The sequence below is a fragment of the Lysinibacillus sp. NPDC096418 genome (assembly GCF_044762775.1).
Classification (GTDB): domain Bacteria; phylum Bacillota; class Bacilli; order Bacillales_A; family Planococcaceae; genus Lysinibacillus.
This window is the reverse complement of the sequence record NZ_JBIWEY010000042.1, coordinates 13,913-38,795: the sequence shown is the minus strand read 5'-3', so window position 1 is coordinate 38,795 and position 24,883 is coordinate 13,913. Positions and strand designations below refer to the sequence as shown.

Sequence of the window (24,883 nt, the reverse complement as noted above, 5' to 3'; positions counted from 1 at the left end):
CACCACGGACACCCTTGCTCTTGGCTAACCTCTACTTCTGTCTTCGGGGTTCGGGACTTACACCCTATAGTTCATGTGCATGCCGGGCGCACCATCAAAAGCGCGAATCCACCAAAATGGAATCGCGCTTTTTTAGATTCAGGCTTCCTTTTCCTCATCGTTTCCTGATTTTAATATAAGAATGACTATATGAATAAAAAACCCCGTTAGCACTATCAGTAAAAATAGATACCAATTATGTGGTTGGTTGTAGTAATCTGCTATTCCAAAAGCCATGAATGCACTTACGAGAATCGCTACAATCATACCAAGATGACTCATCGAAACACTCCTTCGTCTAAGTACCACAAATGTTTTTCGTTATAGTATGTGACAATAAAATTTCTATATACTCAATAGACTGGAGTATTTGCATTATTTATGACCACGATACATAAAAAAATAGGTAAACATCATCAATCCATCCAATGATGTTTACCTATATCTCGTTATTCATGAACGTTCGTCCTTTACTTTTAAAATTAAAATAATGATATGAATGAAGAAGCCTACGATTACAATTAAAATAAAGAGATACCAATGAAGTGGTTGACCATGTAATCCCCCTATTATAAATGCCACAATTGCACTCAATAAAATGACCATCCAAATACTGATTTTCATGATTATCACCTCACATGCTATTTAATAGACATGCAAACAATCACCTAGCTCCTTATAATTTCTTTAACTATATGTACCCTCCTTTCGCAAGAAGAATATTTAATACGATAAAAAAACCCGCATTCCTTAAAAAGACAGTTGTTTTCACTATATGCTTACACCATCTAAAACGTGAATATACTTTCTCACTAAAAATTAAACATGTCTACGGTATTGTACTGCATATACTGTTTGCGAGGAGGTATGAAAATCGCTGTTATAAAAACGAATGATGCACAAACATCTCTACTCGCTCGATTAATGCGTGCTGAAGCGGAAGGCGAAGGCGAATTAGGAATGCTTATGGTCGGCAATGTTGGCGTCAATCGTGTACGAGCAGATTGTCTGGATTTTGGGGATATTCGAACAATTGAACAAATGGTTTATCAACGTCCTGGAGGCTTTGAGGCAACAACAAAAGGTTACTTTTATCAGCGTGCACGCGAACAAGATATTCGGTTAGCAAAAAGGACGATTCAGGGTGAACGTTTTCATCCCGCTTCTCGTTCACTTTGGTTTTTCAGACCAGAAGGAAATTGCCCTGCACAATGGTACGGTCAGTGGAATACAGGTCGTTACAAATCGCACTGCTTTTTCTCGCCAACCGAAGAGGATTGCCCTCAAATCTAATTGAAAGAAGGTTGATACTATGATGCCTTACTATTGGACACCGACAACCCAGCAGCAGATGGTACCACCACAAGTAACGCTTCCAAGTAGCGGACGCCCACCCGGACGCGAAGAGTCGTATATTGAGAATATTTTACGTTTAAATCGAGGAAAACCAGGCACTTTCCATTTTTCCTTCGAACATGCAATCGAACCTGGTAAAAATACAAAGGTAGTACGTGGTGTTGTCGAGGCTGCCGGCCGAGATCATGTTATTTTACGTGAGCTCAAATCCAATCACCGTTTCTTATTCCCAATGATTTACTTTGATTTCGCTGAATACGATGAGGAAATGTCTTATTTTAATCAAAATCCGTAACATAAAAAATCAGCGAGATACTCTCGCTGACTTTTTTAATTATTTTCATTTAAATATTGTAATGTTGCTTTCCCTAGTGTTTTCGCGGCAACAAGCATCGCCCTTTCATCAAAATCAAAGCGAGCATGGTGATGTGGGTAAGCCGTTTCCCATTCTGGTTTTTTCGCGCCTGTAAAGAAGAATGTACCTGGTACTTTTTCTAAATAATAAGCAAAGTCTTCACCAATCATAAATGGCGAGCATGTAGTAACACTTTCAACACCTGGTACTTCTAATGCAAGCTGTGCTACAAACTCTGTTTCTTTCGTATGGTTATACACAGGTGGATAACCTCTTGTGTAACGATATTCATAAGTTGCACCAAAAGCTAGGCACGTGGCATTTAATACAGCTTCTAGTTCCTCTTCCATTTGCGTACGGACCTGTTCTTCAAATGTTCGGACTGTTCCCGTCAACACGACGCGTTCTGCAATGACATTGAATGGATTAATAGCTTCGAAATGTCCAATTGTAAGTACCGCAGACTTTAAAGGATCAATACGGCGTGATACAAGCTGTTGCGCATTCACGACAAATTGAGAAGCCAAGACAACAGCATCAATAGAATGATGCGGCTCTGCACCATGCCCCCCTTTTCCTTGTAGCACAACATCAATTTTATCTGCAGCAGCCATAATTGCCCCGTCGCGTATTAAAATTTCACCAAGAGGAGTTGGAGCCCATAAATGTGTACCAAAAATAACATCTACACCATCTAAACAGCCATCTTCGATCATCGGTTTCGCTCCGCCTGGCGCAATTTCTTCTGCATGTTGATGAATGAATACCACTGTGCCAGCAAGTTCATCTTTCATCGCATTAAGTGCCCTTGCTAGTCCAAGTAATGTAGCTGTATGCCCATCATGTCCACATGCATGCATCTTACCAGCTACTTTTGATTTGTATGGAACTTCATTTTCTTCCTGAATAGCAAGTGCATCAAAGTCTGCACGTAGTGCCACTGTTTTCCCTGGTTTTGCGCCTCGTAATGTTGCTACAACACCACGTCCACCAACCTGTTCACGTACATCATGTCCTAATGCTCGATGAAAAGCTGCGATATAAGCAGGTGTTTCAACTTCTTCAAATGAGATTTCAGGATATTCATGTAAATGACGGCGAATCGCTACCATCTCTTCATAATTTCCATCCAGTAATGCAAACAATTTTTCCATATGTATATGCCTTCTTTCGTCTTTTCGAACTCTTCAGGTAATTAAAGTGTACCTCATAAATCCATAGAAAAACAATATGGATTAAATACTAATGTATTGGCATAAAAAAACCTCCTCCGCACGTTTGTACGAAAGAGGTAATCTATCATTATCTTGCATGTTTCATAGCTGCTATTATAATACATACCCAGCCCGTTAAAAATAGGACACCACCTATTGGCGTAACGGCACCAAGCACTTTAATACCGCTAAGTGCTAGTACATATAAACTTCCCGAGAAGAACACAATACCTAGATTGAAGACAATACCAGCAATGTTTAATTGCTTCACTTCTCCTAATATCTTATTACTCATTAAAAGTCCAATCACAAGTAAGCCTGTTGCATGGAGCATTTGGTATTGTACTGCTTTGTTCCAAATATCTTGACCGTAATCATCTAAAATACCGTCTAAAGCATGAGCACCGAATGCTCCGAATGCCACCGCTAAAAAGCCATGCAGTGCACCTGTAATGATAAATCTTTTCATCTTACCTATCCCTACCCTTATTTATAAATTAGAAGTCAAAAAGCGAATCGCCATTTGCCCCGTCTTCTTCATCTATTTTCACTGTGGATACCATTTGTTGTGTTGGACTTTGCGTCAACATTTGTGGAATATTTTTCGGCTGTAGTTTTGCGCCGTCTAAAGGTTGTGCTAACACAACGTCACACAATGCTCGAACAGCCGTTAAGGATTCTCTAATTTGTTGTTCACTTGATGCTTTTTTCGCTTCATCTAATTGTTTTTCAAGTTGTAATAATACCGCTTGATAGGAAATCATCGTTTGCCCTCACTTTCTGCTTTCGATACAAATTTCATGCAGTCCATACCAGAGGATTGCTTTACAACGACGGATGGAAGCTGTTTCGTTTTGAAACCGTATGCTACACAAGCACGTGGATTTTGCGGATCCCACGTTACTTTAAAATTCTTACATCTGAAGCAATCAATTCGCATAGTTGCTCCCTCTCTTTCATGTATCACTGTACCACGATTTCTAGGCACTTAAAAGGAAACGATTTGTGGCAGCCTACTATATAGATGAAGATAAACACCAATCAATTGGTTGTTCTCCCCAAGCCTCTAACTGCGCATTGATCTGTGAATAAGGCTTACTACCGAAAAATCCACGATATGCACTTAACGGACTTGGATGGGGCGCTTCTAAAATCACATGCTGCTGAGAGTACTTTAAAATAAGCTGTTTTTTTCGCTGTGCAGGCTTGCCCCACAAAATGAAAATTACTGACTGTTGTCTAGCAGCAAGCTTTTCAATTACCGCATCCGTAAACTGCTCCCATCCTTGTCCTTGATGTGAATTCGCCTGACCCGCTCGAACTGTTAACACCGTATTCAATAACAACACACCTTGCTCCGCCCATTTTGTTAATGTGCCGTGTTGTGGTATTGGACAACCTATATCATCTTGTAACTCCTTTAACATATTGCGTAAGCTTGGTGGATGTGGAACTCCTGGCTTCACAGAAAAACTTAAGCCATGCGCCTGATTCGGTCCATGATATGGATCCTGACCTAATATAACAACCTTTACATCACGATAAGCTGTTGTATGAAAAGCACTCATCACCTCATCCATAGGAGGATAAATCGTTTGTGTGGAAAATTCATGTGCCACGAATTGGCGTAGTGCCTGATAATATGGTTTTTCTAATTCATCAGAAAGTATTGTTTGCCAATCATTCGGGAAAATTTGCTGCATCACTACTTTAAGCCCCTTTCTCTCCTTACAAAGGTACAAAAGTTTACCACTGAATTCAAGGGGAATCATAAACTGACACTATAAAAATATCGATTACTGGCTATTTTTATAGAATCAGAATCGGATTATACTATATGGTAATTTCAAAAAATTCTATCATCCTAAAGGAGATTTTTCTCATGGCTCTTAAAAAAACATTAACGATTGCTGGTTCAGATACATCTGGTGGCGCAGGCATGCAAGCTGACATTAAAACATTCCAAGAGCATGGCACTTACGGTATGGTTGCGCTTACTGTTGTCGTAACAATGGATCCAAACGGCTGGTCGCATAGTGTAACACCACTCCCAACTGAACTTTTACAAAAACAAATTGATACAGCCCTTTCAACAGGCATTGATGCGGTGAAAACTGGTATGCTGTCAACTGAAGAAATTATCCGAATCGCTGGTGACGCCATTGCTAAATCAGGTACAACTAATGTTGTAATCGACCCTGTCATGATCTGTAAAGGTGATGACGAAGTTCTAAACCCTGGCAACACTGACGCTATGGTGAAATACTTATTACCATTTGCGGCAGTAACTACACCCAACCTTTTCGAAGCTGGTCAATTAGCAGGTACAGGGACACCAAAAACAATTGACGACATGAAAGTTGCTGCTCGTAAAATTCATGAGCTAGGTGCAAAAGCTGTTGTCATTAAAGGCGGCAAGGTTCTTGCCACTGAAAAAGCAACAGATTTATTCTTTGATGGTGAAACATTCTACTTATTAGAATCAGATAAGGTTGCCTCTACTTATAATCACGGAGCAGGCTGTACCTTTGCCGCTTCTGTCACTGCAAACCTTGCCAATGGCTTAACTGTTAAAGAAGCTGTCATCGAAGCAAAAGAGTTTGTATCAGCTGCTATTGCAAACGGCTGGGCATTAAATGACTACGTTGGTCCTGTCATGCACGGAGCAAAATCACGTTTTGGTGCACCCGAAGTGACAGTAACTGAAATTTAACTGGAGTTTGCAAAATAAAAGCTGAGGTATTCCATACCTCAATGGGGTGCTCTACTTTAGGCGTAGGTCGCTCTAATTTCACTGCGGGGCGCTCAACCTCGGGCGTTAATCGCTCAGCTTTCACTGGGTTTCGCTCCTTGTACTTTAATAGAATCGAAATAACCGTTTTGAAATTTGCTCATTGTTGATTTGAATTAAAAAAGGCGTCAGGCAATCTAAATTCATGATTGCCTGACGCTTTTTTAAAAATAATTTTCCATTAGTTCAAGTCGATAATCCCATGGGTCATTCATTGAAATAAAAGTTGCTAGTGCTTTACTTTCCTTTTTACGGTCGGCACGTATCCTTGCACGCTCAGGAGCTGTCTCATGTAGTTTTGATTCTTCCACTGTCTCAGGAACAACTCGTGGGACTGCGCATGGTCGATTATTTTCATCTAACGCAACAAAAGTTAATAAAGCTGTCGCTGCAACTTTTCGTTCACCTGTTTTCAAATTTTCTGAAATGACCTTCACAAACACTTCCATTGATGATGTGCCAGTCCATGTGACATACGACTCAAAGTACACAGAGTCTGTCGGACGAATAGGATTCAAAAAATCGACGGAATCGGTTGAAGCTGTGACACAGTCTCGTCGACTATGTTTGGCCGCAGAAATCGAGGCTACTTGGTCGATATCACTCATCAAGCGACCACCAAAAAGCGTATTATGATTGTTGACATCGTTTGGAAAAACACGACTTGTACGCATGACTCTCGATTCCTTACAATACTTAAATTTTTTCTCCACAGCATTTCCCCCTTATACCATCACAATCTATATTTCTATTATAATGCTATATTTTTCTAGAAAAATCAATTTTATTGTTCAAATGTTTCGAGTTTATTAAAACCACAAAGTTCCGGACAAGATACCTTACTGCTTCAGCTATCATATATTAGCCTTAGATGGGAGGGGTTATTATGAAAAAAAACCATTCAGGAGAAGCACTCCAGGATTCTAATCTAGAAGCTACAGCATTATCCGCTTCCAAAGTTGAAGTTTTATCTTCCATTATTTTAACTCTCGGCTATTCATTGTCTACTCTCGCTACGATATTGGCCCTGGAAGAAGAAGAGGAAGCCGTACAATTAGAAAGTGAGAAATCCAACGACCAAAACAGACAGTATAAACAAATGTATAAACAACTACAACATGTCAACAATCGCTTAGATTCAATCGAGCGTAAACTCAATCGTTAACGAAAAGGATACATACAACAAAAAACGACGTGCCTCATAAGAGATTGAGACATATCCTCGTCTGTGCTAAAAATGAAATGACAACGATCAAAAGCCACGATTCTCTCTCCAACAGAGATTCGTGGCCTTTTTTTGCATCCTATTAAAAAAGTGTTTTTACTTCTTCATAGTCTTCTGTTGTGAAGACTTTAGATTTCGTGATGAAGTGCATTTCCTCCACGCTATCTAAAGAAAAGCTTGCACCTCTGCCCTCCAGCGCATCAATAATCAATTGCGTATGTTTGAAATACTCATATTGAGCTCTATGAATGTAGAAAGGAGCGTCACCAATTGTGCCAAGATAAATATCGTTGTCACCGAGCTTAAAATCTCCCTCTACATAACACATCGGTACAGAACCATCACAACATCCACCAGATTGATAAAACATGATAGCCCCATGTCTGCTTTTAATAAGCTCGGTTAAATTCAAAGCCTCTTTTGTTGCAACTACTCGTGCTACCATGTTGTTATCCTTCCTTTCACCTTAGAAGAAACCTTGTGCTTCTTTTTTATAGTTAACTAATAAACATTTTGTTTGTTGATAGTGATCTAACATCATTGCGTGGTTTTCACGACCGATACCAGAAAGTTTAAAGCCACCAAATGCAGCACCAGCAGGGTATTGGTGATACGTATTTGTCCATACACGACCAGCTTGGATAGCACGGCCAGCACGGTATGCAGTGTCTCCAGAACGTGACCAAACACCAGCGCCTAATCCATATTCTGTATCATTTGCAATTTCAATTGCTTCATCGAAGTCTTTAAATGTAGTAACACCTAATACTGGACCAAAGATTTCTTCTTGGAAGATACGCATTTTATTGTGACCTTTGAAAACTGTTGGTTTGATGTAGTTACCACCCGCTAGGTCACCTTCAAGAATATTTTCTTCGCCGCCGATTAGACATTCAGCGCCTTCTTCTTTACCTAATTGTAAGTAAGACATGATTTTTTGTTTTTGTTGCTCTGAAGCTTGAGCACCCATCATTACTTCTGTATCAAGTGGGTTACCAATTTTAATCGCTTCCACGCGTGCAATTGCACGTTCGATGAATTGATCATAAATCGATTCATGAACAAGTGCACGTGAAGGGCATGTACAAATTTCGCCTGAGTTTAAAGCGAACATTACAAAACCTTCAATTGCTTTATCTAAATATTCATCATCAGCAGCCATTACATCTTCAAAGAATACGTTTGGCGATTTACCACCAAGTTCTAATGTTACTGGAATAATATTTTCTGTTGCATATTGCATAATTTGACGGCCTACTGCAGTTGAACCTGTGAAAGCAATTTTAGCAATGCGTTTATTTGTTGCAAGCGCTTTACCAACTTCAATACCGAAGCCATTTACAATATTTAAAACACCCTTAGGTAAAATATCTTGGATTGTTTCGATTAACACAAGTAAAGAAACTGGTGTTTGCTCAGCCGGTTTCATAACGATGCAGTTACCTGCCGCTAATGCTGGAGCTATTTTCCAAGCTGCCATTAAAATCGGGAAGTTCCAAGGAATAATTTGACCAACAACGCCTAGTGGCTCTTGGAAATGGTAAGCGACAGTGTCGTTATCTAATTGTGATGTACGTCCCTCTTGAGCACGAATAACACCCGCAAAATAACGGAAGTGATCTACCGCTAAAGGAATATCAGCGTTTAATGTTTCACGTACTGCTTTACCATTGTCCCATGTTTCAGCGACAGCGATCATTTCTAAATTTTCTTCAATACGGTCAGCAATTTTATTTAAAATAGCCGCACGTTCTGCAGCAGAAGTTTTTCCCCATGCATCTTTTGCTGCATGTGCTGCATCAAGTGCTAGCTCAATATCTTCACTAGTTGAACGAGATGCTTTTGTGAATACTTGGCCTGTTATAGGTGTTTTATTCTCAAAATATTGACCTTTTACTGGAGCGACCCATTCGCCACCAATAAAGTTATCATATTTCTCTCTGAAATTTACTACTGCTCCTGGAGTATTAGGATTTGCATAGATCATAGTATAAATCTCCCCGCTGTTTTTATTGTGAAAACGCATACAAATTTTACCGACACATTTTGTTCAAATTTATCTTCACATGCTTATAATGCTACACTACAATAATTTTTACAAGTAAATTGATTTTTAAAAAATAGTTTGATATTTTCACGACTATTTTTTAAAAGAAAATATAATCGTATCCTTTCATATTCGACACTTTTTATTAGTTTGTCAGAAAAAGGGCATTCAATTTCCCTTCATCATCTTTTTTGACTATACTTATAAGAGAAATGATCGTGAAAGGAGTGTTAAGATGCAGGAAGTACAAGTTACAGCGCTACAGAATTTACTTAATTCTTTCGCCAACAAAGACGTTTATATTCATCTTGAGACGACAAACGGTTCTTATGCAGCACACTATGATGAACAATTTTTTAATGCAGGTGCCTTTATTCGCAATGCGAAAATTAATTATGAGCTAGCAAAGGTTGTCAGTGATTCACCACACCGTGTTGGTTTAAAAATGGAGCATGGTTGGGTTTATGCACAAGGCATTACACACTATGAGTTAGATGACAAAGGCCGATTACTGATGGCTGGATTAGACTATTCTGGAAAGTTGGCAGTCGCGTTAGAAATTAGCGATACGCCATTTACCTATTAAGGGGGACTACGACATGGAATTACAACCACAGCGTCATATTTTAATCGTTTACCCGCATCCAGATGATGAAGCTTTTTCAGTTGCAGGAACGATTGCCCATTATACAAAAAAAATGAATACACCTGTTACATATGCCTGCTTGACATTAGGTGAAATGGGTCGAAATTTAGGAAATCCTCCATTTGCAACACGTGAGTCACTACCTGAAATACGTCGCAAAGAATTACAAGCTGCTGCTGAAGCAATGGGTATTCAAGATTTACGTATGCTCGGCCTCCGTGATAAAACGATTGAATTTGAAGACGATGAAAAGATGGTCAAGCTTGTAGAGGCCTTAATAGAAGAGTTAATGCCGTCACTGATTTTCACATTCTTACCTGGTTTCGCCGTACATCCAGATCACGAAGCTACTGCACGTGCAGTAGTTGAAGCTGTCCGTCGTATGCCGAAAGCAGCACGTCCACAAATTTTAGGTTGTGCGTTCGCCAATGACACAGTCGAAAAAAATGGAGAACCACATGTGCATATCGATGTAAGCGAAACAAAAATGGATAAAATAAAAGCACTCAAAGCACATGCCTCGCAAACTGCTTGGATGATGCAAGAAACAGAGAAACGAATTGACGACGGTGAGCCTATGAGCGAAAGTTGGCTCAATGTTGAAAAGTTCTATATCGTTGATCCTGACCAATATAAGTAATAACCTTTAGCACTCCTGCTTCTTTTTTAGCGGAGTGTTTTTTTATGCATCCACCCTTATAAACACCAAATTCACTGAAAAGTTTCACTATTTCTCTATTTGTGGACAACGCATAGATAACCATGTATTATGTATAATTATTCAACAATAACAACTATGAGAATGAGGTATATACACAATATGAAGAAATATCCTGTTTCTACATACTTTTACTTCATCATCCCTTCTCTTATTGGTGTGCTTTTATTCATGACACCCCTCTTAACGGATGATGGATGGAAAGTACCTATTGCTATTTTGGCAAATCTACTCGCTGGTTTTGTCGCTCCTATCATTAGCTACTTTACTTTATTTATTTTTGCAATCGCTAGTTTTGGTGCACTCATTGTGAAATTTATTCCGAAAAAAAATGAGAAGCAGCCAAGTATTATTGATACACTTTTCCGAGTGAACTGGTTTTGGACAATTACACGCTTCGTAGGCTTCATATTTGCATCTATGGTCGTACTAGACTTTGGTCCATCTGCAATTATCAATGAAAATACTGGTGGATTATTAATGGATCCAGACGGTGGATTAGTTACATTTTTATTCACTATTTTCTTATTTGCCGGATTGTTATTACCATTTTTAACGAACTTCGGCTTGTTAGAGTTTTTCGGCACAATGATGGTATACATTATGCGCCCGCTCTTTAAAATTCCTGGTCGTTCTTCGATTGATGCTCTTACGTCTTGGATTGGTGATGGTACAATCGGCGTCCTTATGACAAGTAAGCAATATGAAATGGGCAACTATACAAAAAAAGAAGCTGCAATTATTGCAACTAGCTTCTCAATTGTATCCATTACATTTTGTATCGTTGTGTTAGATACTGTACATCTTTCACGCTACTTTATCCCGTATTATTTCACAGTTGTACTATGCGGGCTTGTACTAGCTATTATCATGCCACGTATTTACCCACTTGCTGGTAAAGAAGATACGTATATTAATGGATCACCGCAAGATTTAGAACGTGAAAAGTTACCTGAAGGCTATAATTCAGTGACACACGGATTGGAAAATGCTTTAGCTGTTGCGCATGAAAATCGTAGCCCTCGTAGATTCTTTGAAGATGGCTTAAAAAACATGCTTGACTTATGGATTGGTGTAGCACCAATCGTAATGGCATTCGGTACAATTGCATTAATGCTTGCTGAATTTACAAGTGTTTTCACAATTTTAGGGAAGCCATTTGAGCCGATTTTAACAGTACTTGGATTACCTGAAGCAGCAGAGGCAGCACAAACAATGGTTGTAGGATTTGCTGACATGTTCCTTCCTTCAATCTTAGGTGCTGGCATTGAATCTGAAATGACACGCTTTGTGATTGCAGTCGTTTCTGTATCACAACTTATCTATATGTCAGAGGTCGGCGGACTAATTTTAGGTACGAAAATCCCACTGAAGTTTTTAGACTTAGTCGTGATTTTCTTACTTCGTACCCTTATTTCTTTACCAATTGCCGCACTTATGGCACACATTATTTTCTAACTCATGTAGCAATTGTTCTCGCTTTTAACAGGCGTGAACAATTGCTTTTTTTGGAAGCGTTTTAATTTTTAGAATTAACTAAATATTTAGTCTCCTAATCACTTTTTTATGTTAAAATGGTATATGTTTTAGTTAAATTCGGAGGGAAAAATTCAATGGAGACTGATACAAAAACCGTGCAGGTCGAAAATATCCTCATTGCACATCATTTTTTAAAAGATGTAGTGGTCCACACACCGTTACAAAAAAACGATTATTTATCTGAGAAATACGGAGCTAATATTTATTTTAAGCGCGAAGATTTGCAACATGTGCGCTCCTTTAAACTTCGTGGTGCCTACTATAAAATTAAAAAAATCGAATCAGAAGCACGTGAACTAGGAGTTGCGTGTGCAAGTGCTGGTAATCACGCGCAAGGTGTTGCCTATGCCTGTGCACAACTGAAAATCCAAGCGAGCATTTTCATGCCACAAACAACACCAAAACAAAAAATCGACCAAGTGCGTATGTTTGGTCGTGAGTACGTGGAAATTATTTTAGCTGGCGATACATTCGATGATGCAGCCGAGAGCGCTTTGGCTTATTGTGAAGAACAAGGTAAAATCTTCATCCACCCATTCGATGATTTTGATGTCATTGCTGGACAAGGAACTGTCGCTGTCGAGATTATGAACGATATGGAAGAGCCTATTGACTATGTATTCGGTAGTATTGGCGGTGGCGGGTTAATGTCAGGTGTCTCTGCTTATGTAAAAAACCTATCGCCCAATAGCAAAATCATTGGAGTTGAGCCGGCTGGTGCAGGTAGTATGAAGGCTGCTTTTGCGGAAGGTGGCTCTATTGCACTTGATTGGATTGACAAATTTGTTGATGGTGCCGCTGTAAAATGTGTCGGCAATCACACATATGAAGTATGTCGCCGCTATTTAGACGACATTGTACTAGTTCCTGAGGGGAAAGTATGCACTACAATATTAGATTTATATAATAAACACGCAATCATTGCTGAGCCGGCTGGTGCACTTTCTGTTGCAGCACTCGACTTTTATAAAGAAGAAATTAAAGGAAAATCCGTCGTAGTCATCATCAGCGGTGGTAACAACGACATTGGACGTATGCAAGAAATTAAAGAGAAATCATTGATTCATGAGGGGTTACTTTACTACTTCATTGTTAGCTTCCCTCAACGTGCTGGTGCACTCCGCCAGTTCTTAACAAGCGTTTTAGGACCAGATGACGACATTACAACTTTTGAATATACAAAGAAAAACAACAAAGAAAGTGGGCCTGCCTTAGTCGGTATCGAACTCGGTAGTCGTGATGAATATGAAGGACTGCTTGCTCGTATGACGCAATTCGGTTTCAATTATAAAGAAGTGAATAATGATCTCCAATTGTTTGGATTATTAGTATAATTTTTCGCATCAGCTACATTGTGTGGCTGATGTTTTTTTATGCGAATTTAGGGTTTATCGGACAGGTTTTCTATTTTATCGCCCAACTTCCTGAAAATATCGACATCTACCTTACAAACATAAAAAACGCCCACACCATAGTGTGAGCGTTAACCAAACAAATAGTTATCCTAGTAATGCGCGGTCAGAGTTCATTTTCTCTCCGCGGATACGTTCGAATTCTGCCATTAAGTCTGGGATTGTAAGTTCGTGCTTACGATCCTCGCCAACTTGCAGAATGATTTGACCTTTATCCATCATAATCAAGCGATTGCCTAAATCTAAGGCTTGTTGCATGTTGTGTGTGACCATTAATGTCGTTAACTTATCTTTTTCGACTAGATGCTTTGTAATGCGTGTGATGAGCTCAGCGCGTGATGGGTCAAGTGCAGCTGTATGCTCATCTAGTAATAATATGGAAGGTTTTGTAAAGGTTGCCATGAGTAGTGACAATGCTTGACGTTCCCCACCCGATAATAATCCAACCTTAGCAGACAAGCGATTTTCTAAATTTAAGCCTAGCATTTCTAGTGACTCTTTGAAAAACTCACGACGTTTTTTATCGACGCCAATACGCAGACCGCGTCCCTTATTTCGAGAGTAAGCCAGTGCTACATTTTCTTCAATTGTCATGGTCGGTGCTGTACCAGCCATCGGATCTTGGAACACACGCCCTATAAATTGTGAACGTTTGTATTCAGGCAAACCAGTTACATTATTGCCATCAATTGAGACAGTGCCGAAGTCAGGTGTTAGTGCCCCTGATACCATATTCATCATCGTCGATTTTCCCGCACCGTTACTCCCGATAATTGTTACGAAATCTCCAGGCTTTAAGTGTAAGTTAATATCCGCTAAGGCAATTTTTTCGTCAGGTGTACCTTCGTTGAAAATCTTGTTTATATTATCTAATTTAAGCAAGGTCACTTCCTCCTTGCTTAATAGTATTTATGTTTTTTGCACGCTTTTCCTTTCGTTTACGTTCCTTATTTTTGTTAACAAATTGAGGTACAACCAATGCCATAATAACAATAATTGCTGTAATTAATTTCATATCCCCTGTATCTAAGAACTCTACGCGTAATGACATAGCTAGCACAATACGGTAAATAATAGCTCCTGCAATAACAGCTAATGTTGTGCGCATAATTGTTTTGGTACCGAAGATAGCTTCACCGATAATAACTGATGCAAGGCCGATAACGATCATCCCAATTCCCATCCCGATATCAGAGAACTTCGAATACTGTGCGATTAAAGCTCCAGAAAATGCAACAAGTGCATTTGAAAGACCAAGCCCAAGAATAATAAGTGTATCTGTATTCGCAGAAAAACTACGAATCATACGTTTATTATCACCAGTTGCTCGAATAGCAAGTCCAACTTCAGTTTTTAAGAACCAGTCAGCAATAAATTTAATTAAAATCGTGATGAATAATACTACAATCAGCGTACCCCATGTGGATGGTACTTGCTGAATACCTATGCTTTTTAATGCGTTATTTAATGCTGCATCGATACCTAAATTACTCCAAAATTCTTGGAACTGTGAAAATATAGTCTCAGCGTTCAGTAGTGGAATATTCGGACGACCTATCGTATTTTCTGCAGTCAACCCCATAATACGTAAATTAATAGAATACAACGCAATCATCATTAAAATCCCTGACAGAAGAGGGTTGATTTTCCCCTTTGTGTGAAGAATTCCTGTCATACATCCAGCAATAAATCCAGCAACAATTGCCACTAAAGTAGCTATGATTGGGTGATAGCCTAGCAGAATCATCGTCGCTGCTGTTGCTGCCCCTGTTACAAAGCTTCCATCAACCGTTAAATCCGGAAAATCTAACACCCGGAATGTTAAATACACACCAAGTGCCATAATTGCATAGATGATCCCTTGCTCAACTGAGCCAAATATTGCCGTAAACATAGTTGAATCATCTCCTAAAATTTTTTCTTAAAATGAAGATAAAGCGGGGGTTAAAACATCCCCGCTTCATTCTTAAATTATTACTCTACAAGTTCAGCGCCCCAAGTTTCTTTAATATCGATGCCTAGGCTATCTGCTACTTTTTTGTTTATTTGTAGTTTTAAGTTTTGTGGATATTGAGCAGGTGTTTCTGCAGGCTTCGCTTCACCTTTTAGAATTTTCACAGCCATTTCTCCTGCTTCATAACCGATATCATAGTATTGGAAACCGTATGCAGCTAAGCCGCCACGTGCTACAGAGTCAAGCTCACCTACTATAAGTGGTAATTTGTTTGTGTTTGCTACATCTATTACTGACTCTAATGCAGTTACAACGATGTTATCCGTAATAATGTAAAATGCATCGATTTTACCTATTAAAGATTCTGAAGCTTGCTTTACATCTGCTGAAGTTGCTGCATTTGCTTCTACTATTGTTAAACCTTGTTCAGTTGCTATTTTTTTCACTTCTTTTACTTGAGCCACTGAGTTTTGCTCACCAGCGCTGTATACCATACCGACATTTTTTGCACCTAATTCTTTTAGGAATGCGACTGTTTTTGCAATTGTATCTGGATGTAAATCTATAGTACCCGTTGCGTTTTTACCTGGTGCTTCCATAGAATTGATTAATTCTGCACCAACTGCATCTGTTACTGATGTAAAGACAACAGGAATATCACCTGTTGCTGCCATAGCCGCTTGAGCTGAAGGTGTTGCATTCGCAAAGATTAAATCTACACCTGTGCTCACAAAGTTATTAGCAATTGTTGTAGTCACACTACTATCAGCTGCAGCATTTTGTGGATCAAATTCCACTTTTAAACCAGAATCTTCAATTGCTTTTTTGAAACCCTCTGTTGCTGCGTTTAAAGAAGGATGATCAACGTATTGAGAAATTCCGATTTTATATGTTGCTTCTTCTTTAGCACTACCCTCACTTGCATTATTCTTTTCATCGCCTTTGGATTCCGTACCACCGCCACATGCAGCAAGTAGTAGAACTAAACCAAATAGAAGAAAAGAAAGCTTTCTCATATTATTTTTCACAAATAATCCCCCTCGACCTTTTGTCTCATTATCATGCTATACCGTACCAACAATAAGGCACTTCACCCTAGCAAAGTATGAATGTATCGCTATATTATCGTTATTAAGGGGGTTCGTCAACAACATTATGAATGTTCTGACTTTTAAATATGACAAAATATTTTATCTTTTCTATTAATTTGCCGCTTTAAACCGCTAAACTACGCGATTCAAGTAGGTTTAAAAATTTTTGTAAAATAAAAAAATTTTTTATGTCAATTTAGCAAATTTTAATTTTTACAAGTCACGAATTTTTTGAACAACATTATTTTTCAGACATTTGACTCTTGATTACTTTATTCCTTAAATACTTATTAATGTAAACACATCCTATCTTGATAAAAAATGATACCATTATGATAAAAATAGATTCACAAATCTTTTTCGATTGGTTTTTAAGCGAAAATTACGTGTAATAAAATTATTATTTATTCAGTTCAAAAAGAACTCTATCCCATACTTCTTTTACAATAATAAAAAACCTGCCATCTCATAGGAAACGACAGGCTGAGCTTTACTCATAAGTACTCACATTATATTATTTAACAGACATGTAAGAACGTTAATCAGAAAATATTTTACTTAGATAAATATTACTTTTTCAGTATATCTAGCAACCAATTGCTTTTTGGCAAGGGGATATCAGAGAAACAAATATACGTTTGTGCGACGCCCTGAATTGCTGAAAAGAAACAACCTGAAAGAGCTCTTGGATCGCCTTCTCGGATAACTCCTTTGTCCTGTCCTGCTTGTACTAATACTTCAAAGTCCTTGGATGCAGCAACGTCTTTTGCAGCCAGTTGGATTGAATGAGGTAAATTACTTCCAATTTGTGATTGTGCCACTAACATAAATAACTTAGCAGATATTGGAAAATATTCGAACGATTCCAGTATCCTCTTAACCATTGTTTCAAGATATTCTAATGGTTGCCCTAATTCCGTTTCAGAAACTCTAACATCAGCCATTCCCATTTTTGCACGGTTTAAAAGTTCTAGATACAATTCCTCTTTAGATGCAAAATAATGAAACAGTAATCCTTGGCTGATACCAAATGAATCTGCAATCTCTTTCGTTGTAGTTCCGTGATAACCGTTTCTAATAAACAAATCCAAGCCCGCGTTTAGAATTTGCTCCCGTCTGATTTCCTTCTGTTCGCGGCGTTTATTCATTTCATCATAACCTCCTGCAATGAAATAGCGTTCATGCTTTTTTTATAGAGTAACATAATAGCTTCGTATGAAACAGCAAAGATAACAAAGGAAAGTACTATTACCTTTATATCTGGTGTCATCGGCATTGCTATTGTGGACTGTTTTGTCAGCATGTCAAACAAATACTTTGTTAGGATCATAGAATACACGGTCCCAATTACAAAGCCGATGTATGCTATGATTCGAAAACCTGACAAGACTATTTTACTGCATTCCTCATTCGTATATCCGAATGCTTTCATCATCGCCAAATATTTTCGATTGGAAGAAATAATAATTTTAACAACAATACTAATTGTAACGACACTCAAAGTCAGACCAATAATGATAAATAGAAAAGATAGTGCTAAATAAGTTTCTTTTTTTTGAGAACTTGCACTTTCAATGTCTTCCATTTTCGAAACAAAAATATGTTGTTTGTTGTCGAATTCTACATTAGCTTTTGTGAAAACGCCATTATACACTTCATTTTCCAAAATACCTATATTTAAAGCCAAGTCAATATTACTGTAGACCGCTTCACCATACACAGATTGCTCAATTGCCGTTACAGGTAATATATAGATATTGTCATTCACGTAAACCTTTACAGAGTCACCAATCGACAAGTCATATTTCTTGCGCATCCACTCATTCACAACAATGCCGCTCTCATTGGAAATATCTATCTCCTTTTGCTTCTGTATACTATAGAGTTTAAAAACTGATAGACTATTGGATAACGCAATAAATTGTCCGTTATTTAATATACTACCGTTAGGAAATTCTAACTTACAATCTTTAGTATAATAAGGTGTCTCAGAGTCAGAGATTATATCTTCCTTCGCCTCAATAAAACGAACATTGCTCTCATATTCTGCCCCTTTAAGGGATAACGAGGATACCTTATCTGGCATTGCTTGCAAAGAAAAGGCAATTTGCAAATTAGCACTCGCCATAAAGCCTGTGAGTAAAGCGAAGAATACTAGTATAAGGTTATTCAGTGCAATCATTCTAAAGGTAGTTTTATTAAAAGGACTTGTTGTACTTCTTCTTCCAACCCACTTAACAAAACGATTAATTTTTACCGATCCAGCTCCATGAATCATTTCAAGAGGTGGTTTTCGTAAAGTGAAAAATGCGACTCCAAAGGCTAATACTGAAAAAAACAGCGCTGGCGTAATTGTAAAAATTACGAATTGTACAATATCAAAATATTGTGGAACATTAGGCAAGAGCAGTGTAGCGTTAATTTTTTTTGTAAATAATGGACTAATAAAATATGCAACAACATATCCAAACACAGCACCCGCAAAAACTATAAATCCATAGCGGAAATATGGTTTAGCTATATGTACAGTGGAGTAACCTAATGCTTTTAATACACCCATATCTGATTTTGTTTCTGCAACACTTTGAATAATAATTATTATAAGCAACACCATAGAAGTTAAGCCTAGAATGTTTATTGCGCTTATAAGGCAGATTTTAAACATTTTTTCCTTTGCAATTAACGTAGAAAGTACTTGAGGATTATCTTCTTTATGCACTAAGAACTGGATGTCCGGATTCGCAAGCATTTTATTAAGAATAATTTTTTTCTGTTCTTCTGACAGACTGTCTAAAAATCGCCCTGAATAACTTGTTTTTTCTGTCTCATTCCAAGTGGCATAACCTTCTTCACTGCATAATACTATTGCCTGCGTCTCGGGCGTATAGTTAATACTGTTATCCGTAACATTTGGAGAGACTGCATCCGGTAATGTAAAAACCCCACTAATGTGGTGTACTTTATTATTAAATGTAATAGTGTCTCCTACAGAAAAATTATTTTTTCGTGAAAAATTACTATCAATCGCAATTTCACTCTTTTTTATTGGTGCAACACCTTCCGAATATATCGGTACATCTATGCTTCGCTTAGTATTCATCACTCGATATATATAATTCCCATCATAAATAACTTTATAATTAACGGAATTATATTTAAAAGAATATTTATTTGAAAAGTCAACAATTCTTTCAGAAATATCTGCTTTAGCTGTTTCTAATTTACTTTGATAGTTTGTTGCCTCTTCCTTTAGGGTGAGAGAAAAGTCTTGTTGATTTTGTCGATCCAACGTCTCTTTAATGGAGTAAGTAGTACTGAGATACATAACTAATAACGTACAAATAAAAACAGCACAGGCTACAACTATTACAAGCGAAAGATTTTGGTATTGCTTTTTTATTTTCATCAATGCCCTCAGCCCCTCCTTACCAAGTAATCTCTTTGATATTCCTTGGATTATCATTGATAATTTCTTCTGCAATTTTTCCACTAGTCATTTTAATAACCTTCGTTGCTATCTGAGCAATACTGGTATTGTGAGTTACCATTACAATTGTGAACTGCAGCTGTTTTTGAAGATGCTTCAAATAGGTCAAAATTTGCTTGCTCGTTTCTTCATCCAAAGCACCCGTTGGTTCATCACAAAACAATATATCTGGTTTTTTTGCTAAAGCACGTGCAATAGAAACACGTTGCTGTTGCCCTCCTGAAAGTTCATGTGGAAGACGTTTTTCCAGTCCATGAAGTCCTATATTTTCAATAATTTCTGTAATATTCTTGTTTCCATTTAAGTCAGCACCCATTCTTATGTTAGATTCAACGTTTAGAAATGGAAGTAAGTAATAGGCTTGAAAAATATAAGCCGTTTTATCTCGCCTGAATTTTGTCAATTCTCGCTGATTTAATCCACAAATCTCATAATCATCATATGTAATACTCCCCGAATCAGGTTGCTCTAAACCTGAAATGGCATTTAAAAGAGTCGATTTCCCTGAACCTGATGGACCTAAAATTACTACAAAGTCCCCATCCTCAATCATCAGAGAAACTGAATTCAGTGCGTAAAGAATTTCATTACCATTTTGATATCTTTTGATCAGATTTTTCACCTTTAACATGATAGTCCTCCTAATTATTTCACTTATTAATTGATTAATCAATTAACTGAATGTTATTATCGATCAATTAATTTGTCAACCACAATATTCCAACGATTTTTATTTTTCCGCTAAGCACCTGTTTTCAGACATTTGACATCTATATATTGTTATACTAAAATACCTACTTGTGCAAAACACCGTGGTTCGTAACCATCCCACGAAAAAAAACTAAGGAGAAATGAATATGAAAGTAAAATTTTTAGCAACAAGTGGAATTATTGCAGCGTTGTATATTGCTGTGACTTTGCTTGTTACACCATTTGGTTTTACCGAGGTGCAATTCCGTGTATCGGAAATGTTCAACCATTTAGTCGCATTTAATCCACGCTTTGCTGTTGGTATTATTATTGGTGTCTTCATCTCCAATATATTTTCACCACTTGGCGTATACGATCTGGCTTTTGGTGTAGGGCACTCTGTGATTACAATTAGCCTATTTATCTTCATATGTAAATTTGTGAAAAACATATGGGCTCGTTTAATCATTAACACCTTGTTATTTACATGCACAATGTTCATCATTGCCTTCGAGTTAAATTTGGCACTTGAGTTGCCATTCTTATGGACATGGCTAACAGTCGCAGTTGGTGAATTCGTTGTATTAGCTGTCGGTGCACCTATCATGTATGCACTAAACAAACGTTTGAATTTCAAAAAATTAATCTAACGTTTTCAGACGAGTCTCTATGGAGATTCGTCTTTTTTTATTGCTTTCCTCTCCCCACATATATTCTGTTGATAAAGTATCTTATCCATAAAAATTGCGTGAATAAATCGTTCTTAAAATTAGTCTTTACCAAAATTGGTACTTGAAAGCTATTTTAACTTCAGTCACATAGGGTGATTTCCGTTCCGGCTGTGCGCTTTCCGGGGGCCGATAAGCTGCTTCACTCGCTACGCTCGCTCCAGTGTGTAGGAATAACACGACAAAGCGGCTCAAGGCTCGCCCTATTGAACGCGTCCTCCTGAAACGAAAATCAACAGGTCCCTTGAACAAATCCTCACAAACATTGACAATATTCTGAAAATAACTTAAAATTCATTTCAATAACATGCGTAGATGAAGAGTAGTAACAAGTTTTTGTATTTGTAGAGAGCTGATGGTTGGTGTAAATCAGCAGTACATACTTGCGAATGGACTTCGGAGCTTCCTCATCAAAATGTGAGGACGGCCTTACTCCCCGTTACAGGAGATTTGAGTGCGCAATTATTGCGAACAAAGGTGGCACCACGGTTACTCGTCCTTTTTAACTAAGGGATTGAAGTGGCTTTTTTTATGGACAAAATTAGAATAGAGGAGTCGAGATTAGATGAATACAGTAGCAGAGAAAAAAGGGTATTTTGGTGAATTCGGAGGTAGCTTCGTTCCTGAAGAACTTCAAAACGTATTAAATATACTTGATGAAAATTTCCAAAAATATAAAGAAGACGAAGATTTCAAAAATGAATTAGAATACTATCTTCGTGAATATGTCGGCCGGAAATCACCGCTATATTTCGCTAAAAACTTAACAAAACAATTAGGTGGCGCGAAGATTTACTTAAAACGAGAAGATTTAAATCATACAGGTTCACATAAAATTAATAACGTATTAGGACAAATTTTACTTGCAAAACGTATGGGTGCAAATCGTGTGATCGCTGAAACAGGCGCTGGTCAACATGGCGTTGCAACAGCGACTGCTTGTGCTATGTTTGGTATGGACTGTACGATTTACATGGGCCTTGAGGATACTAAACGCCAAGCATTAAACGTTTTCCGCATGGAGTTACTAGGTGCCAAAGTCGTGGCCGTCGATAAAGGTCAAGGTCGTCTTAAAGATGCTGTAGACGAAGCCTTCGCTGATTTAGTGGAAAACTATAAAACTACATTCTATTTACTAGGTTCAGCAGTTGGACCTCACCCATTCCCATCAATGGTGAAGCATTTCCAATCAGTTATTAGCAAAGAAAGCCGTGAGCAAATTCTTGAAAAAGAAGGCAAGCTACCTACAGCTGTACTTGCGTGTGTTGGAGGTGGCAGTAATGCAATTGGTGCTTTCGCTGAATACATTACAGATGAAGATGTTCGACTAATCGGTATTGAACCAGATAAAGCCGCTACATTAAATGAAGGAACGCCAGGTAATTTACATGGTTTCAAATGTTTATTGCTTCAAGATGAAGCAGGCAATCCATTGCCAACCTATTCAATCGCAGCAGGCCTTGATTACCCTGGTGCTGGTCCAGAGCACAGCCATTTAAAAACAATCGGTCGTGCAGAATATGTAACAGTTTCGAATGAAGAAGTATTAGAAGCATTCCAAGTACTTTCAAAAATTGAAGGAATAATTCCAGCACTTGAAAGCTCACATGCTGTCGCACATGCATTAAAGCTTGCGCCAACACTTCCAAGCGAAGAAAGCATCATCATCAACATCTCCGGTCGTGGTGATAAGGACGTTGAGCAAGTTTTCCAAATGCTAAATAAATAAACTGTAAAAGAGCGATTCCGTCATCGGAAATCGCTCTTTCTTTTATACTAATGAATTTAATTTCGGATAAATTTCTGCAACATTATCACGTAGCTTGGCCTTCAAAAACTTACCCACTGATGTTTTTGGAATCTCATCTAAGAATACGATATCGTCTGGAACCCACCACTTCGCAAATTGGCTTTCTAAAAAGCCAAGAAGCTCCTCAGCTGTTACAGAGCCTCCCTCTTTCAACACGACACAAGCAAGTGGACGCTCTTGCCACTTTGCATGTGGAATTGCAATAACAGCCGCCTCGAAGACATCAGCATGCGTCATTAAGGCATTTTCTAAATCTACCGAAGAAATCCATTCCCCACCAGATTTAATTAGATCTTTCGTACGGTCCATAATTTTAATGAAACCATCTTCCGTACGTACGGCAATATCACTTGTGTACAACCAGCCATCACGATATGCATCTACCGTACGCTCATCACGATAGTATTCATGTGAAATCCATGGGCCACGTAGACGCAGTTCTCCCATCGTCTCACCGTCCCAAGGTACTTCCCCCTCTTCATTTACAATGCTCGACTGAATACCAGCCATCGTCATGCCTTGCATACCACGTGATTCCACTTTCTTTTCAATCGGCCACTCTTCCATCCATGACATGTAATTCGACAAGGCCACAATCGGTGTCGTTTCAGTCATGCCGTACACTACGATATATGGAATACCGTATTGCTCTTCAAATGTACGAATTAACCCTGCAGGTGAAGCAGAACCGCCCGCGCAAATTGCACGTAATGAACTAATATCTCGTTCACGTTTTTCTTGCTCTTGTAAAGCACCTAGCCAAATCGTTGGTACACCCGCTGTTAATGTAACCCTTTCCTGTTCGATTAAATCTAATATTAAACTCGATGTAAATTGAGGTCCTGGTAGTACTTGCGTTGCTCCAACATTTACACTTGCAAACGGTAAACCCCATGCATTTACATGGAACATTGGCACGATTGGCATCACGACATCGCGTTCACAAATTCCCATCGAATCCACCATATTAAGCATCGTACTATGAAGTACTAATCCACGGTGTGTATAAACTACACCTTTTGGATTGCCCGTTGTTGCGCTTGTGTAACACATACCAGCTGGTGCATCTTCTTCTAAATCCTCTGGGAATTCAAAGTTCTCATCAGCAGCAGCAAGTAAAGCCTCATAAGATAGTGCGTTTGGTAAAGTTGTTTCTGGTAACGTCTCTTCGTCCGTCATAATAATATAATGTTTTACTGTTTTAAGCTCAGATGCAATATTTTCAATAATTGGTACAAGGTCTACATCAATTAGTAACATTTCATCTTCTGCATGATTAATAATGAAAGTTAAATGCTCTTCAGATAGGCGAATATTTACCATATGTAACACAGCGCCCGAACACGGCACTGCAAAATATGCCTCTAAATGACGATGCTGATTCCATGCGAAGGAACCAATTTTCATTCCCTTCTCCATACCTAGCTTCGTCAATGCATCTGCTAATCGGCGTGTTCTTTTTGCCCATTCGCCATACGTTAAACGGTGAATTTTAGTAGGGCTTGTACGTGAAATAATTGTCTTTCTTGCAAAATAACTTTCTGCTCGTTTAAAATAATTCGTTAACACTAATGGTCCATGCATCATAAAACATTCATCCCTTCTTCTATGAAATTCCCCTTAAACCCTTGTTGAATAGTTAATAGAATATTTTAGTTTGAATACTATTAATATTCTGAATACAATTATATTGGAAATCTAATAAATACGCTATATATTCCATAAAAATTCTTTTTAATCCCGTTATTTTGTATTTCCATATAGTTATATCACTATCTGTA

At 38.2% G+C, this 24,883-nt stretch carries 27 protein-coding genes, 1 riboswitch and 1 other annotated feature; of the genes, 10 read left to right on the top strand and 17 right to left on the bottom strand.

What is annotated here, in order from left to right; all coding sequences use genetic code 11:
* Window positions 1–138: 138 nt before the first annotated feature.
* Complete coding sequence (locus ACIQZG_RS21585; protein WP_402757736.1) at window positions 139–321, bottom strand: hypothetical protein; 183 nt, start codon at window positions 319–321, stop codon at window positions 139–141.
* A gap of 171 nt (window positions 322–492) precedes the next feature.
* Complete coding sequence (locus ACIQZG_RS21580; protein WP_402757734.1) at window positions 493–663, bottom strand: hypothetical protein; 171 nt, start codon at window positions 661–663, stop codon at window positions 493–495.
* Window positions 664–906: 243 nt separating this feature from the next.
* On the opposite strand from ACIQZG_RS21580, the gene ACIQZG_RS21575 reads away from it, so the two are divergent.
* Window positions 907–1,332, top strand: a complete 426-nt coding sequence (locus ACIQZG_RS21575) for a cell wall hydrolase (protein ID WP_402757732.1) — start codon at window positions 907–909, stop codon at window positions 1,330–1,332.
* Window positions 1,333–1,351: 19 nt separating this feature from the next.
* Window positions 1,352–1,690: a spore coat protein GerQ gene (gerQ, locus tag ACIQZG_RS21570; protein WP_402757730.1), complete on the top strand. Its 339-nt coding sequence runs from the start codon at window positions 1,352–1,354 to the stop codon at window positions 1,688–1,690.
* Between the two features lie 35 nt (window positions 1,691–1,725).
* On the opposite strand, the gene ACIQZG_RS21565 is transcribed toward gerQ, so the two are convergent.
* From ACIQZG_RS21565 to ACIQZG_RS21545, 5 genes are all read right to left on the bottom strand, one after another.
* On the bottom strand, window positions 1,726–2,904 hold the full coding sequence (locus ACIQZG_RS21565; protein ID WP_402757728.1) for a M20 family metallopeptidase: 1,179 nt from the start codon (window positions 2,902–2,904) through the stop codon (window positions 1,726–1,728).
* A gap of 148 nt (window positions 2,905–3,052) precedes the next feature.
* Window positions 3,053–3,433 carry a DUF423 domain-containing protein gene (locus tag ACIQZG_RS21560; RefSeq protein ID WP_402757726.1) on the bottom strand — a complete coding sequence of 127 codons (381 nt, stop codon included), beginning with the start codon at window positions 3,431–3,433 and terminating at the stop codon, window positions 3,053–3,055.
* Window positions 3,434–3,461: 28 nt separating this feature from the next.
* Window positions 3,462–3,728 carry a YwdI family protein gene (locus ACIQZG_RS21555; RefSeq protein ID WP_402757724.1) on the bottom strand — a complete coding sequence of 89 codons (267 nt, stop codon included), beginning with the start codon at window positions 3,726–3,728 and terminating at the stop codon, window positions 3,462–3,464.
* Window positions 3,725–3,904 (bottom strand): uracil-DNA glycosylase, encoded by a 180-nt coding sequence (locus ACIQZG_RS21550; protein ID WP_402757742.1) that lies wholly within the window; start codon window positions 3,902–3,904, stop codon window positions 3,725–3,727. Before ACIQZG_RS21550 ends, ACIQZG_RS21555 begins: the two co-directional genes overlap by 4 nt.
* Before the next feature lie 76 nt (window positions 3,905–3,980).
* A complete protein-coding gene (locus ACIQZG_RS21545) occupies window positions 3,981–4,667 on the bottom strand; it encodes a uracil-DNA glycosylase (RefSeq protein ID WP_402757740.1) in 687 nt (228 codons plus the stop codon).
* Window positions 4,668–4,846: 179 nt separating this feature from the next.
* On the opposite strand from ACIQZG_RS21545, the gene thiD reads away from it, so the two are divergent.
* The gene (thiD, locus tag ACIQZG_RS21540; protein WP_402757722.1) at window positions 4,847–5,677 is read left to right on the top strand and encodes a bifunctional hydroxymethylpyrimidine kinase/phosphomethylpyrimidine kinase; all 831 of its coding nucleotides are present in this window, start codon (window positions 4,847–4,849) and stop codon (window positions 5,675–5,677) included.
* Window positions 5,678–5,919: 242 nt separating this feature from the next.
* Here the strand turns inward: thiD and ACIQZG_RS21535 are convergent, their stop codons facing one another.
* A complete protein-coding gene (locus ACIQZG_RS21535; protein ID WP_402757720.1) occupies window positions 5,920–6,468 on the bottom strand; it encodes an acyl-CoA thioesterase in 549 nt (182 codons plus the stop codon).
* A 173-nt stretch (window positions 6,469–6,641) separates the two neighbouring features.
* Here ACIQZG_RS21535 and ACIQZG_RS21530 point away from each other — a divergent pair, with 173 nt between their 5' ends.
* Window positions 6,642–6,920, top strand: coding sequence for a hypothetical protein (locus ACIQZG_RS21530; RefSeq protein ID WP_402757718.1), 279 nt, complete (start codon window positions 6,642–6,644; stop codon window positions 6,918–6,920).
* 142 nt (window positions 6,921–7,062) lie between these two features.
* Here the strand turns inward: ACIQZG_RS21530 and ACIQZG_RS21525 are convergent, their stop codons facing one another.
* Complete coding sequence (locus ACIQZG_RS21525) at window positions 7,063–7,425, bottom strand: DUF779 domain-containing protein (RefSeq protein ID WP_402757716.1); 363 nt, start codon at window positions 7,423–7,425, stop codon at window positions 7,063–7,065.
* 21 nt (window positions 7,426–7,446) lie between these two features.
* A complete protein-coding gene (gene exaC, locus ACIQZG_RS21520) occupies window positions 7,447–8,967 on the bottom strand; it encodes an acetaldehyde dehydrogenase ExaC (protein ID WP_402757714.1) in 1,521 nt (506 codons plus the stop codon).
* 295 nt (window positions 8,968–9,262) lie between these two features.
* Between exaC and ACIQZG_RS21515 the strand changes: the two genes are divergently transcribed.
* From ACIQZG_RS21515 to ilvA, 4 genes are all read left to right on the top strand, one after another.
* Window positions 9,263–9,613 carry a YojF family protein gene (locus ACIQZG_RS21515; protein ID WP_402757712.1) on the top strand — a complete coding sequence of 117 codons (351 nt, stop codon included), beginning with the start codon at window positions 9,263–9,265 and terminating at the stop codon, window positions 9,611–9,613.
* A gap of 13 nt (window positions 9,614–9,626) precedes the next feature.
* Complete coding sequence (bshB2, locus tag ACIQZG_RS21510) at window positions 9,627–10,313, top strand: bacillithiol biosynthesis deacetylase BshB2 (protein WP_402757711.1); 687 nt, start codon at window positions 9,627–9,629, stop codon at window positions 10,311–10,313.
* A gap of 180 nt (window positions 10,314–10,493) precedes the next feature.
* Window positions 10,494–11,849: a YjiH family protein gene (locus tag ACIQZG_RS21505; RefSeq protein ID WP_402757710.1), complete on the top strand. Its 1,356-nt coding sequence runs from the start codon at window positions 10,494–10,496 to the stop codon at window positions 11,847–11,849.
* 155 nt (window positions 11,850–12,004) lie between these two features.
* The gene (gene ilvA / locus ACIQZG_RS21500; protein WP_402757708.1) at window positions 12,005–13,264 is read left to right on the top strand and encodes a threonine ammonia-lyase IlvA; all 1,260 of its coding nucleotides are present in this window, start codon (window positions 12,005–12,007) and stop codon (window positions 13,262–13,264) included.
* A 165-nt stretch (window positions 13,265–13,429) separates the two neighbouring features.
* Here the strand turns inward: ilvA and ACIQZG_RS21495 are convergent, their stop codons facing one another.
* The 6 genes from ACIQZG_RS21495 to ACIQZG_RS21470 all read right to left on the bottom strand — a co-directional run bounded on the left by ACIQZG_RS21495 (window position 13,430) and on the right by ACIQZG_RS21470 (window position 20,505).
* Window positions 13,430–14,224, bottom strand: coding sequence for an ABC transporter ATP-binding protein (locus tag ACIQZG_RS21495; RefSeq protein ID WP_402757706.1), 795 nt, complete (start codon window positions 14,222–14,224; stop codon window positions 13,430–13,432).
* Window positions 14,217–15,236, bottom strand: a complete 1,020-nt coding sequence (locus tag ACIQZG_RS21490; RefSeq protein ID WP_402757704.1) for an ABC transporter permease — start codon at window positions 15,234–15,236, stop codon at window positions 14,217–14,219. The genes ACIQZG_RS21495 and ACIQZG_RS21490 overlap by 8 nt, the downstream gene beginning before the upstream one ends.
* Before the next feature lie 80 nt (window positions 15,237–15,316).
* Window positions 15,317–16,324: an ABC transporter substrate-binding protein gene (locus ACIQZG_RS21485; protein ID WP_402757702.1), complete on the bottom strand. Its 1,008-nt coding sequence runs from the start codon at window positions 16,322–16,324 to the stop codon at window positions 15,317–15,319.
* Between the two features lie 632 nt (window positions 16,325–16,956).
* The gene (locus tag ACIQZG_RS21480; protein WP_402757700.1) at window positions 16,957–17,535 is read right to left on the bottom strand and encodes a TetR/AcrR family transcriptional regulator; all 579 of its coding nucleotides are present in this window, start codon (window positions 17,533–17,535) and stop codon (window positions 16,957–16,959) included.
* Window positions 17,532–19,793 (bottom strand): FtsX-like permease family protein, encoded by a 2,262-nt coding sequence (locus ACIQZG_RS21475; RefSeq protein WP_402757738.1) that lies wholly within the window; start codon window positions 19,791–19,793, stop codon window positions 17,532–17,534. The genes ACIQZG_RS21480 and ACIQZG_RS21475 overlap by 4 nt, the downstream gene beginning before the upstream one ends.
* Window positions 19,794–19,812: 19 nt before the next feature.
* Window positions 19,813–20,505, bottom strand: coding sequence for an ABC transporter ATP-binding protein (locus ACIQZG_RS21470; RefSeq protein ID WP_402757699.1), 693 nt, complete (start codon window positions 20,503–20,505; stop codon window positions 19,813–19,815).
* Window positions 20,506–20,680: 175 nt separating this feature from the next.
* Window positions 20,681–20,725: riboswitch (PreQ1 riboswitch) on the top strand.
* A gap of 6 nt (window positions 20,726–20,731) precedes the next feature.
* On the opposite strand from ACIQZG_RS21470, the gene ACIQZG_RS21465 reads away from it, so the two are divergent.
* Window positions 20,732–21,214 (top strand): QueT transporter family protein, encoded by a 483-nt coding sequence (locus ACIQZG_RS21465; RefSeq protein WP_402757697.1) that lies wholly within the window; start codon window positions 20,732–20,734, stop codon window positions 21,212–21,214.
* Window positions 21,215–21,595: 381 nt separating this feature from the next.
* Window positions 21,596–21,796 (top strand) — a binding site (T-box leader).
* A 61-nt stretch (window positions 21,797–21,857) separates the two neighbouring features.
* Complete coding sequence (trpB, locus tag ACIQZG_RS21460) at window positions 21,858–23,021, top strand: tryptophan synthase subunit beta (protein ID WP_402757695.1); 1,164 nt, start codon at window positions 21,858–21,860, stop codon at window positions 23,019–23,021.
* A gap of 42 nt (window positions 23,022–23,063) precedes the next feature.
* Here trpB and ACIQZG_RS21455 read toward each other — a convergent pair whose 3' ends face one another.
* Complete coding sequence (locus ACIQZG_RS21455) at window positions 23,064–24,689, bottom strand: long-chain fatty acid--CoA ligase (protein WP_402757693.1); 1,626 nt, start codon at window positions 24,687–24,689, stop codon at window positions 23,064–23,066.
* Window positions 24,690–24,883 lie beyond the last annotated feature (194 nt).

Bases quoted from the DNA above. Each gene is read 5' to 3' on its own strand.
- ACIQZG_RS21585 (WP_402757736.1), bottom strand. From the start codon at position 321: ATGAGTCATCTTGGTATGATTGTAGCGATTCTCGTAAGTGCATTCATG.
- ACIQZG_RS21580 (WP_402757734.1), bottom strand. From the start codon at position 663: ATGAAAATCAGTATTTGGATGGTCATTTTATTGAGTGCAATTGTGGCA.
- ACIQZG_RS21575 (WP_402757732.1), top strand. From the start codon at position 907: ATGAAAATCGCTGTTATAAAAACGAATGATGCACAAACATCTCTACTC.
- gerQ (WP_402757730.1), top strand. From the start codon at position 1,352: ATGATGCCTTACTATTGGACACCGACAACCCAGCAGCAGATGGTACCA.
- ACIQZG_RS21565 (WP_402757728.1), bottom strand. From the start codon at position 2,904: ATGGAAAAATTGTTTGCATTACTGGATGGAAATTATGAAGAGATGGTA.
- ACIQZG_RS21560 (WP_402757726.1), bottom strand. From the start codon at position 3,433: ATGAAAAGATTTATCATTACAGGTGCACTGCATGGCTTTTTAGCGGTG.
- ACIQZG_RS21555 (WP_402757724.1), bottom strand. From the start codon at position 3,728: ATGATTTCCTATCAAGCGGTATTATTACAACTTGAAAAACAATTAGAT.
- ACIQZG_RS21550 (WP_402757742.1), bottom strand. From the start codon at position 3,904: ATGCGAATTGATTGCTTCAGATGTAAGAATTTTAAAGTAACGTGGGAT.
- ACIQZG_RS21545 (WP_402757740.1), bottom strand. From the start codon at position 4,667: ATGCAGCAAATTTTCCCGAATGATTGGCAAACAATACTTTCTGATGAA.
- thiD (WP_402757722.1), top strand. From the start codon at position 4,847: ATGGCTCTTAAAAAAACATTAACGATTGCTGGTTCAGATACATCTGGT.
- ACIQZG_RS21530 (WP_402757718.1), top strand. From the start codon at position 6,642: ATGAAAAAAAACCATTCAGGAGAAGCACTCCAGGATTCTAATCTAGAA.
- ACIQZG_RS21525 (WP_402757716.1), bottom strand. From the start codon at position 7,425: ATGGTAGCACGAGTAGTTGCAACAAAAGAGGCTTTGAATTTAACCGAG.
- exaC (WP_402757714.1), bottom strand. From the start codon at position 8,967: ATGATCTATGCAAATCCTAATACTCCAGGAGCAGTAGTAAATTTCAGA.
- ACIQZG_RS21515 (WP_402757712.1), top strand. From the start codon at position 9,263: ATGCAGGAAGTACAAGTTACAGCGCTACAGAATTTACTTAATTCTTTC.
- bshB2 (WP_402757711.1), top strand. From the start codon at position 9,627: ATGGAATTACAACCACAGCGTCATATTTTAATCGTTTACCCGCATCCA.
- ACIQZG_RS21505 (WP_402757710.1), top strand. From the start codon at position 10,494: ATGAAGAAATATCCTGTTTCTACATACTTTTACTTCATCATCCCTTCT.
- ilvA (WP_402757708.1), top strand. From the start codon at position 12,005: ATGGAGACTGATACAAAAACCGTGCAGGTCGAAAATATCCTCATTGCA.
- ACIQZG_RS21490 (WP_402757704.1), bottom strand. From the start codon at position 15,236: ATGTTTACGGCAATATTTGGCTCAGTTGAGCAAGGGATCATCTATGCA.
- ACIQZG_RS21480 (WP_402757700.1), bottom strand. From the start codon at position 17,535: ATGAATAAACGCCGCGAACAGAAGGAAATCAGACGGGAGCAAATTCTA.
- ACIQZG_RS21475 (WP_402757738.1), bottom strand. From the start codon at position 19,793: ATGAAAATAAAAAAGCAATACCAAAATCTTTCGCTTGTAATAGTTGTA.
- ACIQZG_RS21470 (WP_402757699.1), bottom strand. From the start codon at position 20,505: ATGTTAAAGGTGAAAAATCTGATCAAAAGATATCAAAATGGTAATGAA.
- ACIQZG_RS21465 (WP_402757697.1), top strand. From the start codon at position 20,732: ATGAAAGTAAAATTTTTAGCAACAAGTGGAATTATTGCAGCGTTGTAT.
- trpB (WP_402757695.1), top strand. From the start codon at position 21,858: ATGAATACAGTAGCAGAGAAAAAAGGGTATTTTGGTGAATTCGGAGGT.
- ACIQZG_RS21455 (WP_402757693.1), bottom strand. From the start codon at position 24,689: ATGATGCATGGACCATTAGTGTTAACGAATTATTTTAAACGAGCAGAA.